This window comes from Streptomyces sp. NPDC090108, assembly GCF_044747185.1.
Classification (GTDB): Bacteria; Actinomycetota; Actinomycetes; order Streptomycetales; family Streptomycetaceae; genus Streptomyces.
In genome coordinates this window covers 149419-166422 of the sequence record NZ_JBIVDQ010000003.1, presented here as the reverse complement: position 1 = coordinate 166422, position 17004 = coordinate 149419, and the positions used below count along the sequence as shown (strand labels likewise).

Genomic DNA, 17004 nt, shown 5'->3' with positions numbered 1-17004 from the left:
CCCGCGCGCGTCCGGCACCGAGGTCCGGACGGCGCGGACGCACAGCAAGGAGCAAGCACCATGACCCGCCTTCTCGAGCACCGGACGTCCCTCGTCACCGGCGGCGGCATCGGCATCGGCCAGGACATCGCCCGGGAGTTCGCCCGCGCCGGTGCCCGGGTCGCCGTCACGTACCGCACCCACGAGCCCGACCCGTCCTTCCTCGACGAGCTCGCCGAACTGTCCGGCCACGCGCCGCTCGCCCTCGCCGTCGACGCCACCGACGAGCAGGAGGTGGCCGGCGCGGTCGACGCGGTCGGCCGCGAGCTCGGGCGGCTCGACGTCCTGGTGAACAACGTCGGCGGCCTGGTGCAGCGGGCCGGGATCGAGGAACTGGACCTGAAGCTGTGGCACCGGGTCCTCGCCGTCAACCTGGACAGCATGTTCCTGTTCACCCAGCGCGCGCTGCCGCTCATGACCGGTGAGGGCGCCCGCGTCATCAATGTCGCCTCCCTCGCCGGACGCAACGGCGGCCACCCCGGTGCGCTCGCCTACGCCACCGCCAAGGCGGCCGTGTTCGGGTTCACCCGCAGCCTGGCCAAGGAACTCGCGCCGCGCGGCATCACCGTGAACGCCCTCGCCCCGGGTTTCATCGAGGCGACCCCCTTCCACGACACGTTCACCACCCAGGCGTCCAAGGAGGCCACGCTCACCACCATCCCGGCCGGCCGCGTCGGCCGCCCCGAGGACGTGGCGGGTCCCGCCCTCTGGCTGGCCTCCGCGCACAGCGGATACGTCACCGGCACGGTCGTCGACATCAACGGCGGCCAGTACTTCGGCTGACGGTCCACCGGCGACCCGGCGACCCGGCGACCCGGCGACCCGGCGACCCGGCGACCCGGCGACCCGGCTCCACCCGGCGATCCGGCGACCGGGGGTAGCCGGTGATGCCGCGCGGCGACCCCGGGGGCAGCCGGACACACTGCGAGCCCCCGGCAGCCAGCAGCCAGCAGCCAGCAGCCGGCAGCCGGCAGCCGGCAGCCGGCAGCCGGCAGCCGGCAGCCGGCAGCCGGGAGCCGAGGCGGCCTCCGGAGAAAGCCCCCCCCGCCACGGCCGCCCCGGGCGGACGGGAGCGCCGGCAGTAGACTCGGGGCGCGCAGCCCGCTCGCACAACGCGAGGTACGCCGACGCGAGGAACGCACAGGGAGACACGGTGTCGCAAACCGTCGGCAGAGCGATCGACGTACTGGAGTTCTGCAGTCGCCGGCCCCGCGAACTGCGTGAGATCGCGGCGCTGTGGGGCGTGCACCGCACCACGGCCCTCCGGATCGTGCAGACACTCATCGCCGGCGGTCTCATCCGCCGTGACGAACGCGGCCGTTACGGCGTCGGCTTCCGGCTCGCGGCCCTCGCGAGTGCCGCCCTCGACCAGTTCGACCTGCGCACCGTCGTCCACCCGCACATCGTCGAACTGAGCGAACGGGTGGGCGAGACCGTGCAGTTCGCGGTGCCGCAGGGCTCCCGCATCGTGTACGTCGACAAGATCGAGCCGCCGGACTCGATCCGCCTGAACACCCGCATCGGCGGCTACGTCACGCTCCACACCGCCGGGGTGAGCAAGGCACTCCTCGCCCATCTGCCGCCGGAGGAGCGTGAGAAGTTCCTCGCGGAGGCCGCGTTCGAGCGCTTCACCGACACGACCCTCACCTCGCGCACCGCCTTCGAGGAACGCCTCGCGGAGGTGCGCGCGCAGGGGTGGGCCTACGACGACGGCGAGTACGACGCGATCTCCAACTGTGTCGCCGCCCCCGTGTGGGACCACTCGGGGACCGCCGCGGGCGGCATCTCGATCACCGCCATCAAATCCCGCTCCGGCCTGTCCGACCTGCGCGCCCACCTCCCGGCACTGCTGGAGACGACGACCGCCATCTCCCGCGAACTGGGCTGGCGCCCCGAGGGCGATCCCGGAACCGCGAACACGCCCGGAGGGTCCGCGGACCCGGCCGGGTGAGGGCCGGGCACACACCGCCGCACACCGACTTGCGTGCGGATTCCCGCGCAGACCCGCGTGCGGACCCCCGAGCAGACCCGCGCGGGGCGCGCGAGCCTGCGCGAACGGCCGCCCCTCACTCCGTGCCCGGCCCGCCAGCGTCCGCGGACGGCAGATCCTCATCCCGTGCCCGGCCCACCAGCGTCCGCGAACGGCAGATCCTCACCCCGTGCCCGGCCCACCAGCGTCCGCGAACAGCCGGCCCTCACTCCGTGCGCGACCCCTTGACCCCGTACCGACCGGGCGGTATGGATAGGGGCCCGCGCCCCGGTCCCCAGGAGCCGCTGTGAGCTTCAACCTCGCCACGATGCTGCACGAGTCGGCGCTCGCCGACCCCGGCAAGCCCTGTGTCGTCCTCGGTGACACCACCCTGACCTATGCCCAGGTCGAGGAGATGGCGGGCCGGGTGGCCGGCAACCTGCTCGCCCTCGGCCTCGAACGCGGCGCGAAGGTGGCCGTGCAGCTGCCCAACGTGCCGCAGTTCCTCCTCGCCTATTTCGGCGCGATGCGGGCGGGCCTGGTCATGGTCCCGCTGAACCCGCTGCTGCGGGCGCCCGAGGTGGCCTACCACCTGGAGAACAGCGACGCCCGGGTGCTGATCACCGGTGAGCCGTTCGCCGAGGAGGCGCACCGGGGTGCGAGCGCGGTGCCGGGCGTCGCGACGTACGTCGTCGACCTCGGCGGAGGCGGACGTCCCGAGGGCACCGAGGAGTTCGCGGAACTGCTGGCCCCGGCCGAGGCCCCCGACATCGTCCCGACCGACGCGGACGAGACGGCCGTACTGCTGTACACCAGCGGTACCACGGGCAGGCCCAAGGGTGCGGAGCTGACACACTTCCAGCTCTACATGAACTGTGCCGTGTCCGGGGAGCTGCTCGGTTTCGCGGACGACGACGTCACCCTCGCCGTCCTGCCGCTGTTCCATGTCTTCGGCCTGTCCAGCGTCCTCAACACCGCGGTGCGCTTCGGCACGACCCTGGTGCTGGTGCCGCGCTTCGAGCCCGGCGCGGTCGTCGACGCCGTCGAGCGGCACCGCGTGACCGTCTTCCCGGCCGTGCCCACCATGTACGTCGCGCTCCTGGAGGCGGCGGGCCGGGACCGGGACCTGTCCTCGCTGCGCGTCGGCGTGTCCGGCGGCGCCGCCATGCCGGGCGAGGTGATCCGGGCCTTCGAGGAGAGGTTCCCCGGCGTCGTGATCCTGGAGGGCTACGGTCTGTCGGAGACCGCGAGCACCGCCACCTTCAACATCAGCGCCGAGCGGCGCAAGGTGCTCTCCGTCGGCAAGCCGGTGTGGGGGGTGCAGGTGCGTGTGGTCGACCCCGACGACAAGCCGCTGCCGCCCGGTCCCCGGCACGTCGGCGAGATCGTGGTCCGCGGGCACAACGTGCTGAAGGGCTACTACAAGAACCCCGAGGCCACGGCCGAGGCGATGCGGGGCGGCTGGTTCCACACCGGTGACCTCGGCTACGCCGACGAGGACGGCTACCTCTTCGTCGTCGACCGGAAGAAGGACCTCGTCATCCGGGGCGGCTACAACGTCTACCCCCGCGAGATCGAGGAGGTCCTCTACGGCCATCCCGCCGTCGCCGAGGCCGCGGTGATCGGACGCCCCGACGACAGGCTCGGCGAGGAGGTCGTCGCGGTGGTCAGCTTCCATCCGGGACGGCAGGCCGCGCCCGAGGAACTGATCGCCCACTGCAAGGAACGTCTGGCCGCCTACAAGTACCCCCGCGAGGTCCGGGTGCTCCAGGAGCTGCCCAAGGGACCGACCGGAAAGATCCTCAAGAAGGAGCTGCGCTGATGGCTGTGGTGGAGACTGTCCGGGGTCCGGTGGAGACGTCCGCACTGGGACGGACGTACATGCACGAACACGTCTTCATCCTCACCCCCGACGTGCAGCTGAACCATCCGGAGGAGTGGGGCGACGAGGACGTCCGGATCGCCGACGCCGTGGCCAAACTCGGCGCGCTCGCCGCGCAGGGCGTGCGCACCGTCGTCGACCCGACGGTGATCGGCCTGGGCCGCTACATACCCCGGATCCAGCGCGTCGCCGAGCAGCTGCCCGAGCTCAACATCATCGTGGCGACCGGGTGTTACACCCACACCGAGGTGCCGCTCTTCTTCCACCACCGCGGACCGGCACTGAACGCCGTCGCGGGCACGGACGTGCCCGACCCGATGGTCGACATGTTCGTCGGCGACATCGAGGAGGGCATCGCCGGCACCGGTGTGAAGGCCGGGCTGCTCAAGTGCGCCATCGACCACCAGGGACCGACCCCGGGGGTGGAGCGGGTGATGCGCGCGGTGGCCAGGGCGCACCTGCGGACCGGCACGCCGATCACCGTGCACACCCACCCCGGCTCGCGGACCGGGTGGGACGTCAAGCGTGTGCTGTGCGACGAGGAGGGGGTGGACCCGGGCCGGATCGTGCTCGGGCACAGCGGCGACACCACCGACGTCGACCACCTCACCGAGCTGGCCGAGGCCGGGTTCGTCCTCGGTATGGACCGCTTCGGCCTCAACGTCGAGACGACCTTCGAGGCCCGGGCCGACACGCTGGTGGAGATGGTCCGCAGGGGGTTCGCCGACCGGATGGTGCTCTCGCAGGACGCCTCCTGCTACATCGACTGGATCGACCCCGAGGTGATGCCCCTGCTGTCCCAGTGGCACTACCTGCACATCGAGGACGAGGTGCTGCCCTACGTCCGCAAGCGCGGGGTCACCCAGGAGGAGATCACCCGCATGCTCGTCGACGTACCCCGCCGCTGCTTCGAGGACGGAGCCGCCGGCTGACCGCGCGGGACCGCATCACCGCATTGCGTACGCCGTTATAGGGCGCTTGCAAGTATCCCGCGTGTGCAAGTAGTGTCGGAACCCGTACGGCGCGCCTCCGTCCGAGGACGTGCGAGGGCGCGGGAACCTGCCGTGACGCCGGTTCCCCGCCTTCCGGCAGGCCGCCGTGCGCCAGCCGACAGCCGCGATGGAAGGTGCAGTACCCCATGACGATCCCCGACGTGACCCTGAACAACGGCGTGCGGATGCCGCAGCTCGGCTTCGGCGTCTTCCAGGTCCCCGACGACGCGACCGGCGAGGCGGTCGGTCACGCCCTGCGCGCCGGCTACCGCAGCATCGACACGGCCGCCATCTACGGCAACGAGCGCGGCGTGGGCAACGCCATCGCCGAGTCCGGGATCGCCCGCGACGAACTGTTCGTCACCACCAAGCTGTGGAACGCGGACCAGGGTCACGACAGCACCCTCGCCGCCTTCGACGCCTCCCTGGACAAGCTCGGCCTCGACCACGTCGACCTGTACCTCATCCACTGGCCCACCCCGGCCCGTGACCTGTACCTCGACACCTGGCGCGCGCTGGAGGAGATCCTCGCGCAGGGCCGCGCCCGCGCCATCGGCGTCTCCAACTTCCAGGTGCCGCACCTGCGCCGCCTCATGGACCACACCGGCATCACCCCGGCGGTCAACCAGATCGAGCTGCACCCCGCCCTCCAGCAGGCCGAGCTGCGCGCCTTCCATGCCGAGCACGGCATCGTCACCGAGGCCTGGAGCCCGCTGGCGCAGGGCGCTGTCCTCAAGGACGAGCCGGTCCTCACCCTTGCCGAGCGGTACGGCGTCACCCCCGCCCAGATCGTGATCCGCTGGCACCTGCAGACCGGGAACGTCGTGATCCCCAAGTCCGTCACGCCCGACCGCATCCGTCAGAACCTCGACGTCTTCGGCTTCCGGCTGACCGACGAGGACCTGAACGCCCTCGCCGCCCTCGACCGCGGCCTGCGCACCGGCCCCGACCCGGACACCCTGAACTAGGGAGCCCCAGGGTCTTCCTTCCGGATCGCCGGCCCGGCCTGATCCGGAAGGAAGACCCAGATCCAGGCTCCGCGAGGTCCGTCACCCGTCCCACCCGAAAGACCAGTCATGAGCATCCGTCACCTGCTCCCCGGCCCCGTCGGCTTCGGCGCGGCCCCCCTGGGCAACATGTTCCGCTCCCTCTCCGACGAGGAAGCCGACGCGACCCTGCGGTCCGCCTGGGACCAGGGCATCCGGTACTTCGACACCGCGCCCGTGTACGGTGCGGGCCTCGCGGAGACCCGTCTGGGCGCATTCCTGTCCGGCCACGACCGCGCCGACTACGTGCTCTCGACCAAGGTCGGGCGCCTCATCCTCGACGAGTTCGAGGAGCCGGCCACCCGTGAACTGGGCGAGAAGGGCAACCTGTTCCAGTACGGCCTGCCGAACAGGATCCGCAACGACTACGGCGCGGACGCCACCCTGCGCTCCATCGAGGACAGCCTCAAGCGGCTGCGCACCGACCGCCTCGACATCGTCTGGGTCCACTCCGTGGCCCAGGACTTCTACGGCGACGAATGGATCGGCCGCTACGAGGAGGCCCGCACCGGCGCCTTCCGGGTCCTCACCCGGCTGCGCGAGGAAGGCGTCATCAAGGCCTGGGGCCTCGGAGTCAACAAGGTCGAGCCTCTGGAACTGACGCTCGACCTCGACGAACCGCGCCCCGACGCCTTCCTGCTGGCCGGCCGGTACACGCTGCTCGACCACGAGCGTGCCCTCCAGCGGCTGCTGCCCGCGGCCGCCGAGCGGGGCGTCGACATCGTCGTCGGCGGGCCCTACAGCTCCGGCGTCCTCGTCGGCGGCAGTCACTTCGAGTACGGCGAGGTGCCCGCGGCCGTCGTCGAGAAGGTGAAGCGCATCACGGCGCTCGCCGCGGAGCACGGCATCCCGGTCAAGTCCGCCGCGCTCCAGTTCGTCCTGGCGCACCCGGCGGTCGCCGCGGTGGTCCCGGGCGCCAGCCGCCCCGGTCGCATCGCCGAGGACCTCGGCGCTCTCGGCCGGCCGGTGCCGCAGGCCTTCTGGCAGGCGCTGCGGGAAGAGGGGATCGTCTCCGGCTCGGCCCCCCTGCCGCTGAGCTGATCCCGCCCTGCACCCGTCCCGCGGGGCGGCCGCGCCCCGGCACCCGTGCCGCGGGACGGCCGCGCCGCCGTACGGCATCGCGTCATTCGTTCCGCGCCGCGGCCGCCTCGCGGAAGACCTCCAGGGCGACCTGATAGCCCTCGAAGGCCCGGGCGGCGCCCGCGTACGCCTCGATCTGTACGAAGACCTCGACAATGTCCTCCGGCGTGGCGCCGTTGTTCAGCGCGATCCGCAGTTGGCCGCGCAGCGGTTCGAGGGTGCCGAGGACCGCCGCGATCGTCACGGACACGAGCGCGCGGGTCCGCGTGTCGAGGGGACCGTCGGTGCGGGACCACGCGTCCCCGAAGGTGTGCGTCGTGGCGAGGCGCTTGAAGTCCTCGCCGGCGGCCGGCTCGCCCGGGACGGGTGCGAGGAACGGCTCCAGGGACCTGCCGAGCAACCGCTCGGCCGTGGCCAGCGCGGCCTGGTACGCCCCGCGCCCCTCGCCGGCGGGCGGCGGCGTCGTCGTTTCGTCGGTGGTCATCGGTGGTGTGCTTCCTTCCGGATCGGGTGGTCGGGTCAGAGCGTCACGGCGTGATCGGTGGACCGGCTGACATCGGCCCACTCCCGCGTTTCGGCCGTACGCTCCTCCTCCGCCTTGAGGGCGATCTCCAGGGCGTCACTGCCGAGCAGCAGCCGGCGCGGCGGGTCCTGCGCCTCCACCGCGCCGACGACGGCCCGCGCCATCCGGACGGGGTCGCCCGGCTCGTTGCCGCTGTACTCGCCGAACAGCCGCGCCCACCGGCCGACCGTCTCCTCGTAGTCGGCCCCGACCGGACCGGACGCCAGCGCGGCGCCCGCCGCCCAGCCGGTGCGGATGCCGCCGGGCTCGACGACGGTCACCTTGACACCCAGCGGGGCCACCTCGTTCGCGAGGACCTCGGAGAAGCCCGCGACCCCGAACTTCGCGGTCTGGTAGGCGCTCAGGCCCGGTGTGCCGCCCACCCGGCCGCCGATCGAGGAGATCTGCACGAAGTGCCCCGAGCGCTGCGCGCGCAGCACGGGCAGCGCCGCCCGCGTCACGTTGACCACGCCGAACAGGTTCGCCTCGATCTGCGCGCGGAACTCGTCCTCCGGGAAGTGCTCGATCGAGCCGCTGGTCGCGTAGCCGGCGTTGTTGACCACCACGTCCAGGGACCCGAACCGGTCCACGGCCGCCGCGACCGCGTCCCGCGCGGACGACGGCGACGTGACGTCGAGCGCGACCGCCATCACCCGGCCGGGGTGGTCCGCCTCCAGCGCGGCGAGCGCCTCGGGCCTGCGGGAGGCCGCCACCACTTGGTCGCCCGCCTCCAGCGCGGCGACGGCCAGCGCGTGGCCGAGGCCCTGCGAGGCACCGGTGATCATCCAGGTTCTTGCCATGACACATCTCCTCATCGGGTGTCGCGCCGCGGGACCGCCCGGCGGCGCGGTGGCAGGTGGGAGCCATGCGCCGGGTCCACAGTCGGGATCCCGGACGTCCCTCGGTATCTGCAACAGGAATGTAGCACTAAGAATTTCTAGTGCCACGTGTGAGATGTGCAAGAAGGGGGAAGTGCGACTCCTTGCTAGGGTGGGCGCATCATGAGAGCCGACGCCGCCCGCAACCTCGCCGCACTCCTGCGCACCGGGGCCCGACTGCTGGCCGAAGACCCGAGCACACCGCTGTCCGCCATCGCCGCGGCGGCCGGCGTCGACCGCACCACCGCCCATCGCCGCTTCGCCAACCGGGAGGCGCTGCTCAGCGCGGTGTTCCAGGCGAAGCTCGATGCCGCCGAGCGCGTCCTCGACGAGGCCCGGCTGACGGAGGCCCCGGTCGCCGTGGCCCTGCACCGCTACGTGGAGGGGATCGTTCCGGTCAGTCGGGACTGGCCCGTCGACACGCGGCGCATGATGCGGGAGGACCCCGAGGCCAACCGGCGGGCCGAGACGCAGAGCGCCCGGCTGGACGCCTTCCTGCGGCGCGCCGCCGACGAGGGGCTGCTGCGCCCCGGCGTCCCGCTGCCGTGGGTCAGGGAGACGCTGAACCAGCTCGTCTCCAGCGCGGCCCACCGCTTCCCGGAGACGGATCCGCCGCAGGCCGCCGACCTGGTCGTGGACGCGCTGCTCAACGGCTTCGGCGCCGCCGGCTGAGCCTCCCCGCCGGCCGGGCAGGGGGGGCGACCGGCGGGTCCGGGCTACTCGGCCGGTTCGGCCCGTGCGGAGCGTGCGGCGCGCTCGGTCCGCTCCGCGGGGAGGCGGCGGGCGGCCAGCGCGGCGGTGTCGTCCTGGAGGCGGTCGCCGCTGTAGACCAGCAGATCGCGGTGGAGCCGGTCCAGGAGCCGGCGCGGACCCAGCGGCCCCCAGCACGCGAGCCGCTCCGCCAGGGGGTAGAACGTGCCGCCCGCGTCCCGCGTCTCGGTGACACCGTCGGTGTACAGCAGGAGTTCGTCGCCGGGGTGGAAGGAGTAGGTGTCGGCCCGGAACGGTTCCGGCACCAGCATCCCGAGGTTCAGCGGCGGACCCGAACGCCCCCGGTCGAGTTCGCGTACGTCGCCCGGGCGGATGCGCAGCGGCGGCGGATGCCCGCAGTTGACCACACGTACGACGTGGTCGCCCGGCGGCATCTCGACGAAGACGGCGGTGACGAACCGTTCGGCGGTCTCGGTCCCGCCGAGCTGCGCCGCCCTGCGGCTCATGCTCCGCTCCACCCGGTCCGCCAGTCCCGGAAGCTCCGCCTCGTCGTGCGCGGCCTCGCGGAACGCGGCGAGTATCGCGCCCGCGGTCTCGACGGCCAGCAGCCCCTTGCCGCGTACGTCACCGATGACGAGCCGTACGCCGTACCGGGTGAGGACGGCCTCGTAGAGGTCGCCGCCGATGCGGGCCTCGGCCGCGGCGGCGAGGTACAGGCTCTCCAGCGCGAGGTCGCCGAGCCGGTGCGGCACCGGTTTGAGCAGCACGCGCTGGGCGACCTCGGCCACGAAACGCACGTCGGCGAGCGTGCGTTCACGGCGTGTCCGGTGGGCCGCGATCACCGTGCCGAGCGCGCCCACCAGGGCGGTGCACACATAGGAGGCCACATAGTGGCGGTCCCACAGGTAGCCGACGGGGCGGCCCGCGCAGCACGGGGTGCCCGCGAGCACCCCCTCCAGCACGATCGCCCCGACGGTGGCGCCCGCGACGACGGCCGGGCCGTGCGCGAACGCGGCCACCAGCGGCAGCGCGACGAGCACGAAGCTCACCGGCCAGTCGACCGGCGTGAGGGGTTCGAGCGCCAGCACGCCCGCGACGAAGAGCACCGGGAGCCAGCGCATCCACGCCGGGGGCGTGGGCAGATGGGTCCGCGCGGCCAGATCGCCCTCCTGGCCCGCACCGTCACGCTCGCGCCTCACCCGCCGCCCCCGGAGGTGCGAACCGTCCTCACGGACGCGCGGTGAACCGCCGGACACCCGCCGGCCGCCGTGCCGGACGCGACCGTGCCGTGGGGCGCGGCAACCGGCGCACGACATGCCTGACGCTTCGGCCTGGGCGGGCTCGGCACACGGAACTCCTGTCACCTGGCCTCTCGACAAGAGCACCAGCCTGGTACCCGGCCGCCCGGCACGCCGGTGATTGCTCCACCGGTCGGCATGTTCCGCCGGACACCGGCCTGCCCGCGCTTCGCCGTCGCACCGCCCCTTCACCGCCCGGCGGGCACGATCGGGGCCGCCGTACGGCAGCGCCACGGGCGGCCCGGTGACGTCATCGCCGCGCCGCCCCACCCCGGATCCGTGGTCCGGGACGGGGCGGCGCGGCGGGACGGCGCGGGATCAGCCCGCGGGGGCCGCGGCGCGGCGGCGCAGCTCCTTCTTGTCGGGCTTGCCCACGTCGGTGAGAGGCAGTTCGGACGGGAAGGTGATGCGGGCGGGCTCGTACATCGCCCCGCGCTCCGCGCGTACCATCGCCCGCAGCTCGTCGGCGCCGGCCGTGGCGCCGGGGGCGAGCAGGACGGCGGCGTGCACCTGCTCCATGCGGTCCTCGTCGCGCACACCGAAGACGGCGCTCTGCAGGACGTCCGGGTGGCTGTTGAGCAGATCCTCGAGCTCGGTGGTGTACACGTGGCCGCCCACCACGACGATCATGTCCTTGAGGCGGTCCACCACGGTGAGGTAGCCCGCGTCGTCGCGGAAACCGACGTCACCGGTGTGCAGCCAGCCGTCCTGGAGGACCTCCGCGGTCAGCCCCGGCTGCTTCCAGTAGCCCTGCATGACCATCGCGGAGCGCACGCAGATCTCGCCGTGCTCGCCGTTCGGCAGGACGTTGCCGTCCTCGTCCCGGATCTCCACCTCGACGCCGGGCAGGATCCGTCCGGCGGTGCGCAGCCGCGCCGGGTCGTCCGGGTCGTGGTCGCTCTGGGGCAGGACGCTGATCAGGCCGCCCTCGTTCTGGCCGTACCCCTGCATCAGGACCGGGCCGAGGCGGCGTACGGCGTCGGCGATCCGCGCGGGGGAGGACTGGCAGCCGCCGTACAGGATCTGGCGCAGTCCGGAGGTGTCGGTGTGCTCCATGTCCGGGTGGTCGAGCAGCTGGTAGAGCAGGGGCGGCAGCAGCCACAGGTGGGAGATGCGCTCGCGCCCGATGGTGGCCAGCACCTCGCCCGGCTCGAAGTCGTCGAGCATGACGACCGTGCCGCCGGTCTCCAGCACGGCGTCGGCGAGCAGTCCGGCAGCGTGGGCGATCGTGGTGGCGACGAGCTGGCGGGGCGCCCCGGCCTCGTCGCTGCCGACCGGACGTACGGACCGCATCTCCTGCACCTGGCGGTAGGTGGTGCAGATGCCCTTCGGGTGGCCGGTGGTGCCGCCGGTGTGGCGGATGCCGCATATGCCGTCCGGCTCCGCCAGGCTCGGGAAGGGCTCGCCGGACTGGACGGCGGCGAGCGCCACGAGGTCCTCGGCTCCGGCGCACGGGCCCAGCGACAGCACCGACTTCACCGGTACGGCCTCGGCGATCTCCGCGGCCCGGGCGGCGAGCCGCGGATCGACCACGAGTGCCCGGGTCTCCACGTCCTCGACGATGGCGGCCTGCACGTCGGCGGACAGCTTGCTGTACAGGTGGTTGACCTGAGCGCCGATCAGGTTGGCGGCGAACCGGACGGCGAACGCCTCGGGCAGGTTGCCGCTGAGCAGCGTGACGGTCTGTCCGCGCTCGATCCCCTGCGCCTGCATGGCCCACGCCATCCGGTACGTCAGGTCGCGCAACTCTCCTGCGGTGACACGGCTCTCGCCGTGCACCAGTGCCTCGCGGCCGGGGTTCTCCCGCAGCGCGTCGAGGATGTCCTCCACATGGCTTCGGAAGCGTGGGGCGACGTCGGGCATCTGTGGTCCTCCTGGGCCGGCGCACGTCGATGGCATGCCGGCGCGTCGTGGCTGTACTTGTGGGGGGACGGGAGGAGGGCGCCGCACGACCTCGGGTCGCGCCGCCTCGGCTCCACGATCGGTGGCCTATACACGGGTAAAGGTTGCCTAGGCCAACCAAGATCGACTGTAGGTCGTCGGGCTCGGACAGCACCAATCCGGTGACGGCGAAACGTCGAAAACCGGCCAATCGCTCCGTGCCCGGCAACCGCCCCCGGACCGGTGCACCCCCGTCACCGGCGACGGAAGAGGCATACGCGCCCGTATCCGCTCTCTGGCGAGAATCAGCCCCAGGCCGAGGTCGCGGCGTTCGAAGCGCGTGGCCCGACATCGCCGAAGCCCGCGGACGCGTGCGGTCCTTCGCCGGCCCTGAGTGGCACCGTCGCGGCGCGATGCTCGGGCCGTGGATCCGAGGGGGAGAGGGGGCTTCTCGACGCCAATGGCGCCCGGACGGCGCGAAGTTCAGTCCCGCCGGAGTCGCGGGGTGCGAGAGGGCCCGCGTCACCGGCCGGTGACGCGGGCCCCCGCATGTGCCGTTGCGCCGGTCTCCTACCGGTAGCCGACGGTCACCGGCTGACGGATGCCGGACGCCGGGAGCGTCACGCGCAGGACATGCGTACTCGCGTCCCACTGCCAGGCCGACGCCTTCAGGCGCGTGCCGCCGGCGGTCACCTGGGCCGGAGCGTGATCCGCTCCGCGGAAGGTGACGGTCCACCGGCGCCGTGCCGTCTGCCCCCGGAAGGAGCCCTTGGCCGGCGCGATCCGCACCCGGTGCTCGCCGCGGTGCTCGGTGTAGCGGATCCGCGTGGTGGCCGCCCGCCCGGAGACCGGGCTCACCCCGTCGTCCTCGTAGAGGGTGAACGCCCCCGGCGCCCCGGTGCCGACCGTGACCCCGGCCTCGGACAGCGGGCTGTCCGCGCCGCCGGTGGTGTCGCCGGTCCGGGTGACGACCAGGCCGCCCGCGCGGACGAAGACCGGCATGGTGTCCAGGGTGCTCGACACGTCGAAGGCGGCTCCGCCGGCGCCTGCCGTGTACGTCTGCCCGGTGAAGTAGTCCGTCCAGCGCCCCGGCGGGAACCACACCGACGTGGTGGCCGTGGCGCCCGGCGTGGTGACCGGCGCCACCAGGAGGTCGGGGCCGTACAGGTACTCGCTGCCGGACCGGCTGTAGGCGGTCTCCTCCTCGGGGAAGTCCAGGTAGAGCGGCCGTACGACGGGGACTCCCGTGGTCGCGGCCTGCTGGGCCAGGGTGTAGGTGTAGGGCACCAGTTCCTCGCGCAGCGAGAGGAACTTCTCGGCGGACTTCCGCGCGTCCGTGCCGTACTGCCACGGGAGCCGGTCGCTGTGGTTGCTGTGGAGGCGGTCGACGGGCTGGAAGGTGCCGAACTGCACCCAGCGCGCGTACAGGTCGTCGGGCAGCTTCGTGGTGCGGCGGGAGGTGCCGCCGGACGTGTAGGTCTCCGCGCCCGGGATGCCGAACCCGTCGTTGTGGCCGCCGATGTCATGGCTGATGGCCGACATGCCGGTCGCGGCGGACTCGCCCGGCGTGTAGCCGACCTCGGCGCGCAGCGTGCCCCACGTGGACGCGGTGTCGCCGGTGAAGTGGAGCGTGGAGCGCTTGTCCGCCCAGGGCCCGGTGGGCAGACCGACGCCACCGCTGTAACCGCCCGCCTGGAGCGATCCGTAGGCGCGTGACAGGACGAATCCCCGTCCGGCCGTCTCCGCGGTGAGGTCGGCGTACTTCTGGTTGATCCAGGCGTCCGGGGTGACTCCGGCCTGTGAGGACCGCGACGCGTCACAGCACCAGTCGAGCCACCAGAAGTCGTTGCCGGCCGCGTCCATCGGCCGGTGGAGCGCCAGGTAGGCGGCGAGCTGGTCGGGGTCCCCGAAGTCGAAGGTGTAGCATTCGGCGCCGCCGTCGGACGCGCAACCGCCCTTCTTCAGCCTGCCCTTGGCCGTCGCCTGCGCCTGCGCGAACCGGGGGTCGGAGTCCAGGATGCTCGGGTGCACGTTCAGCGTGTTGTGCAGGCCCTGCGCCGCGGACCAGTCGAAGAAGCCCTTGGGGTCGGGGAACTTGGCCGGGTCGAAGTTCCATCCCGACCAGGTGTTGGGGGACTTGAAGTCGGTGTCCGTGACGAGTACGTCCAGGGGCACCCCGGCGGCACGGAACCCGGGCACGACGGTGTTCTCGTAGTCGCTCGCGGTGCGGTCGATGTACTCGGAGTACCAGACGCCGTAGGCCCAGCGGGGCAGCAGCTGCGGAGGTCCGGTCAGCGTGGCGAGATCGCCGAGGCCCCGCCGGTAGTCGTGCCCGAAGCCGAAGAGGTAGCCGTCCCTGTAGGGCAGCCCGCCGTGGGACGGCCGGGAAGTGGCCTTCCCCGCACCGGCGTCGTACACCGCGGACGTCGTGTCGTCGAGCAGGTACCAGCCGTCGCGGTGCAGCAGCCCGGGCGCGGTCCGGGGCGTCGCGCCGCCCTCGCCGTCGAACCCGTCGAGACTGCGCCGGTAGCCGCCCAGAGCGAGGTGCGGCGGGGGCGCGGCGTCCGAGGCGGAGGTGAGGGCCAGGGTGTCCACGTTGACATGGCAGCTGACGGACTCCGGGCAGCCGAGGGTGACGCGGTCGGTGCCCGCCTTCAACTCCACCGGTACGGCGGCCGACTTCCAGGTGTCCCAGTCGTCGGTCGGCGGCAGGGAAAGGGTGCGGTCCGCACCGCCCCCGGTGTGCACGGTCACGTCACGCGACCGGTGCAGACCGTCGCCGCCCGTGCCGTTGGCGTAGCGCAGGTGCAGCAGATAGGTGCCGTCCTGGGGCACCCCCACGACCTGGTCCGAGAGCTGGGCACCCTGATTGAGCTCGGCCCTGAACCCGGCGCCCGAGTACCCCCGGTGGTCGGTGGCCGTCACCGCGGAACCCGCCGCCGAGGCGTCCTCGGCCTCGCAGCTCGTGCCGAACCGGCAGCCGGGCAGCGCCGTCTGCGCCCTGGACGGATACGCCGCCCCGGATCCGAGCAGGGCCACGCTGTCGACGTTGACGCTCCCCGAGTCACCGGCCGCGTGGCGCAGCCTCACCGTGTGCGGTCCTTCTCCGACCCGCAACGGCACGCGGGCCACCGCCCAGGAGTTCCAGTCGGCCGTCTGCGGCAGGCTCACCTTCTGTTCCGCGCCCCCGTCGACCGCGAGGCTCAGGGTGCGCGTCTCGTGCCGGCCGTCGCTGCCGACCGCGTTCGCGTAGCGCACGGCGAAGTCGTACGTGCCCGCCGCGGGCGCCCGCACGTCGGTGGACAGGGAGTTGTTGTCGACCTCGAAGCCGGCGAGGAAGCCCTTGCCGGTGAAACCCGTGTGGTCCACGGCGATTCCGGCCCCGTCGTACGCCTGGTCCTCCGCCTCGCACAGCGCCCCGGCCGTGCACGAGGAGCGCTGCCAGGGCGCCGCCGTCACGGGGGTGTCGCCCGCGGTGAGCCGTACGGTCAGGTTGTGCGCGTCGAACGGTCCGGAACCCACCTGGTACCGGAGGGTCAGCGCGCTGGTGGTGATGGTCAGGACGCCGTTCTCGACGGACGAGGTGTAGGCGGGCGGTGAGGTGAAGGCGCTCCGGCCGATCGCGTCGAACGTGGGCCTGTCCTCGAAACGTCCGTCCCCGGAGTACTCGGTACGGATCAGGGTCGGTGACAGCACCTCGAACCTGGCGTCGGACAGGGTCACCGTCGCGGGACGGGCCGGCCGGGCGCCCGGTGAGCCCGCGGACGCCACATCGGCGCAGGCCAGACCGAGTGCCACGGTCGTACAGGCCAGCATCAGGCCGACGGCACGGGTGCGGCGGGGGTGTGGGGATCTGGGGAAGGGGGGTCGCACGGCATGCTCCATCCTGGGACAGCGGCGCCCGGGTGGGCGCAACGGACATGAGGAGAGGACTGCACTTGCCTGCGCGCTCGCCTACAACGTTGTAAAGGCGGGCTCCAGGCATGACACCATGCGGACTTCACTATGTCCACAGGCGTAACGGACATCGTTGTCAGGGGAGTTGGAGGGACCGGCGTGAGGGTTGGTCCCGTGCGGAGGACGGGCGGCGAGGGGCAGGTGACGGGGGTGTGGCGGGCGGCAGCCGGCGCGACCGGCACGCGCCGGCCGCCGGGCGGGTGGCCGGATCGCCGCGCGGCGAACGTACGCCCACAGGCATACGCCGGCGGCCGGGCTGTCGGACTGTCGGCCGGATCGCCGAGCCGCGTACGTACGCACGCGGGGGCCGCGGACCCCGCCGCATGGGGATACGGATCTTCGCCGGTCACCGATGCGGGCGCGGCCCGCGCCCTGCGAGGGTTCCTCTGCCGCCCGGGGGCGGACGGCCCGGACGCCGTCAGTGCTGGTCATCCCCACGGCTGTCATGAGAAGGGCGTCCGTGCCGCCCGCTCTCCCGGCGGCGCGGGCGCGTGCGGCTGCCCCGGTCGGCTGGGCAGCCGCACGCCGCTCTCCTCCCGGGCGGCACGCTTCGCCCCGCCCTGACGGCACGCCCCGCTGCTCCCGGACGGCACGCCGTCCGCCGCGGGTTCCGGTGGCGGACCTGTCCGGGGTCCGGCGCGGGCTCCGCTCCGGGGCACGGTGTCGCCGGAGCCTGCGGAAGGACCGGTCGCCGACCCGGAAGGGCGGC

General features: G+C 72.9%; 12 protein-coding genes. 7 read left to right on the top strand and 5 right to left on the bottom strand.

The window, feature by feature from the left end:
- The first annotated feature begins 60 nt into the window (after positions 1-60).
- The 6 genes from ACIPRD_RS10890 to ACIPRD_RS10865 all read left to right on the top strand — a co-directional run bounded on the left by ACIPRD_RS10890 (position 61) and on the right by ACIPRD_RS10865 (position 6969).
- Positions 61-822, top strand: a complete 762-nt coding sequence (locus ACIPRD_RS10890) for an SDR family NAD(P)-dependent oxidoreductase (protein WP_401562160.1) — start codon at positions 61-63, stop codon at positions 820-822.
- Positions 823-1192: 370 nt separating this feature from the next.
- Positions 1193-1990: an IclR family transcriptional regulator gene (locus tag ACIPRD_RS10885; protein WP_356402734.1), complete on the top strand. Its 798-nt coding sequence runs from the start codon at positions 1193-1195 to the stop codon at positions 1988-1990.
- Positions 1991-2315: 325 nt separating this feature from the next.
- Complete coding sequence (locus ACIPRD_RS10880; protein ID WP_356402732.1) at positions 2316-3830, top strand: long-chain fatty acid--CoA ligase; 1515 nt, start codon at positions 2316-2318, stop codon at positions 3828-3830.
- Positions 3830-4822, top strand: a complete 993-nt coding sequence (locus ACIPRD_RS10875) for a phosphotriesterase (RefSeq protein WP_401562158.1) — start codon at positions 3830-3832, stop codon at positions 4820-4822. Before ACIPRD_RS10880 ends, ACIPRD_RS10875 begins: the two co-directional genes overlap by 1 nt.
- 206 nt (positions 4823-5028) lie before the next feature.
- Complete coding sequence (locus tag ACIPRD_RS10870) at positions 5029-5850, top strand: aldo/keto reductase (protein WP_401562156.1); 822 nt, start codon at positions 5029-5031, stop codon at positions 5848-5850.
- A 108-nt stretch (positions 5851-5958) separates the two neighbouring features.
- On the top strand, positions 5959-6969 hold the full coding sequence (locus ACIPRD_RS10865; protein ID WP_401562155.1) for an aldo/keto reductase: 1011 nt from the start codon (positions 5959-5961) through the stop codon (positions 6967-6969).
- Positions 6970-7051: 82 nt separating this feature from the next.
- On the opposite strand, the gene ACIPRD_RS10860 is transcribed toward ACIPRD_RS10865, so the two are convergent.
- Complete coding sequence (locus ACIPRD_RS10860; RefSeq protein ID WP_401562153.1) at positions 7052-7492, bottom strand: carboxymuconolactone decarboxylase family protein; 441 nt, start codon at positions 7490-7492, stop codon at positions 7052-7054.
- A gap of 35 nt (positions 7493-7527) precedes the next feature.
- Positions 7528-8370 carry an oxidoreductase gene (locus ACIPRD_RS10855; RefSeq protein ID WP_401562152.1) on the bottom strand — a complete coding sequence of 281 codons (843 nt, stop codon included), beginning with the start codon at positions 8368-8370 and terminating at the stop codon, positions 7528-7530.
- 201 nt (positions 8371-8571) lie between these two features.
- Here ACIPRD_RS10855 and ACIPRD_RS10850 point away from each other — a divergent pair, with 201 nt between their 5' ends.
- On the top strand, positions 8572-9120 hold the full coding sequence (locus tag ACIPRD_RS10850; RefSeq protein ID WP_401562150.1) for a TetR/AcrR family transcriptional regulator: 549 nt from the start codon (positions 8572-8574) through the stop codon (positions 9118-9120).
- A 44-nt stretch (positions 9121-9164) separates the two neighbouring features.
- On the opposite strand, the gene ACIPRD_RS10845 is transcribed toward ACIPRD_RS10850, so the two are convergent.
- From ACIPRD_RS10845 to ACIPRD_RS10835, 3 genes are all read right to left on the bottom strand, one after another.
- The gene (locus tag ACIPRD_RS10845; protein ID WP_356402719.1) at positions 9165-10358 is read right to left on the bottom strand and encodes a PP2C family protein-serine/threonine phosphatase; all 1194 of its coding nucleotides are present in this window, start codon (positions 10356-10358) and stop codon (positions 9165-9167) included.
- Between the two features lie 417 nt (positions 10359-10775).
- The gene (locus tag ACIPRD_RS10840) at positions 10776-12320 is read right to left on the bottom strand and encodes an AMP-binding protein (RefSeq protein WP_356402717.1); all 1545 of its coding nucleotides are present in this window, start codon (positions 12318-12320) and stop codon (positions 10776-10778) included.
- A 588-nt stretch (positions 12321-12908) separates the two neighbouring features.
- Complete coding sequence (locus ACIPRD_RS10835) at positions 12909-16154, bottom strand: TIM-barrel domain-containing protein (RefSeq protein WP_401562148.1); 3246 nt, start codon at positions 16152-16154, stop codon at positions 12909-12911.
- Positions 16155-17004 lie beyond the last annotated feature (850 nt).

Excerpts from the sequence above, each read along its gene's own strand:
- ACIPRD_RS10855 (WP_401562152.1), bottom strand. The coding sequence starts at position 8,370 with ATGGCAAGAACCTGGATGATCACCGGTGCCTCGCAGGGCCTCGGCCAC.
- ACIPRD_RS10875 (WP_401562158.1), top strand. The coding sequence starts at position 3,830 with ATGGCTGTGGTGGAGACTGTCCGGGGTCCGGTGGAGACGTCCGCACTG.
- ACIPRD_RS10870 (WP_401562156.1), top strand. The coding sequence starts at position 5,029 with ATGACGATCCCCGACGTGACCCTGAACAACGGCGTGCGGATGCCGCAG.
- ACIPRD_RS10850 (WP_401562150.1), top strand. The coding sequence starts at position 8,572 with ATGAGAGCCGACGCCGCCCGCAACCTCGCCGCACTCCTGCGCACCGGG.
- ACIPRD_RS10860 (WP_401562153.1), bottom strand. The coding sequence starts at position 7,492 with ATGACCACCGACGAAACGACGACGCCGCCGCCCGCCGGCGAGGGGCGC.
- ACIPRD_RS10840 (WP_356402717.1), bottom strand. The coding sequence starts at position 12,320 with ATGCCCGACGTCGCCCCACGCTTCCGAAGCCATGTGGAGGACATCCTC.
- ACIPRD_RS10865 (WP_401562155.1), top strand. The coding sequence starts at position 5,959 with ATGAGCATCCGTCACCTGCTCCCCGGCCCCGTCGGCTTCGGCGCGGCC.
- ACIPRD_RS10890 (WP_401562160.1), top strand. The coding sequence starts at position 61 with ATGACCCGCCTTCTCGAGCACCGGACGTCCCTCGTCACCGGCGGCGGC.
- ACIPRD_RS10835 (WP_401562148.1), bottom strand. The coding sequence starts at position 16,154 with ATGCTGGCCTGTACGACCGTGGCACTCGGTCTGGCCTGCGCCGATGTG.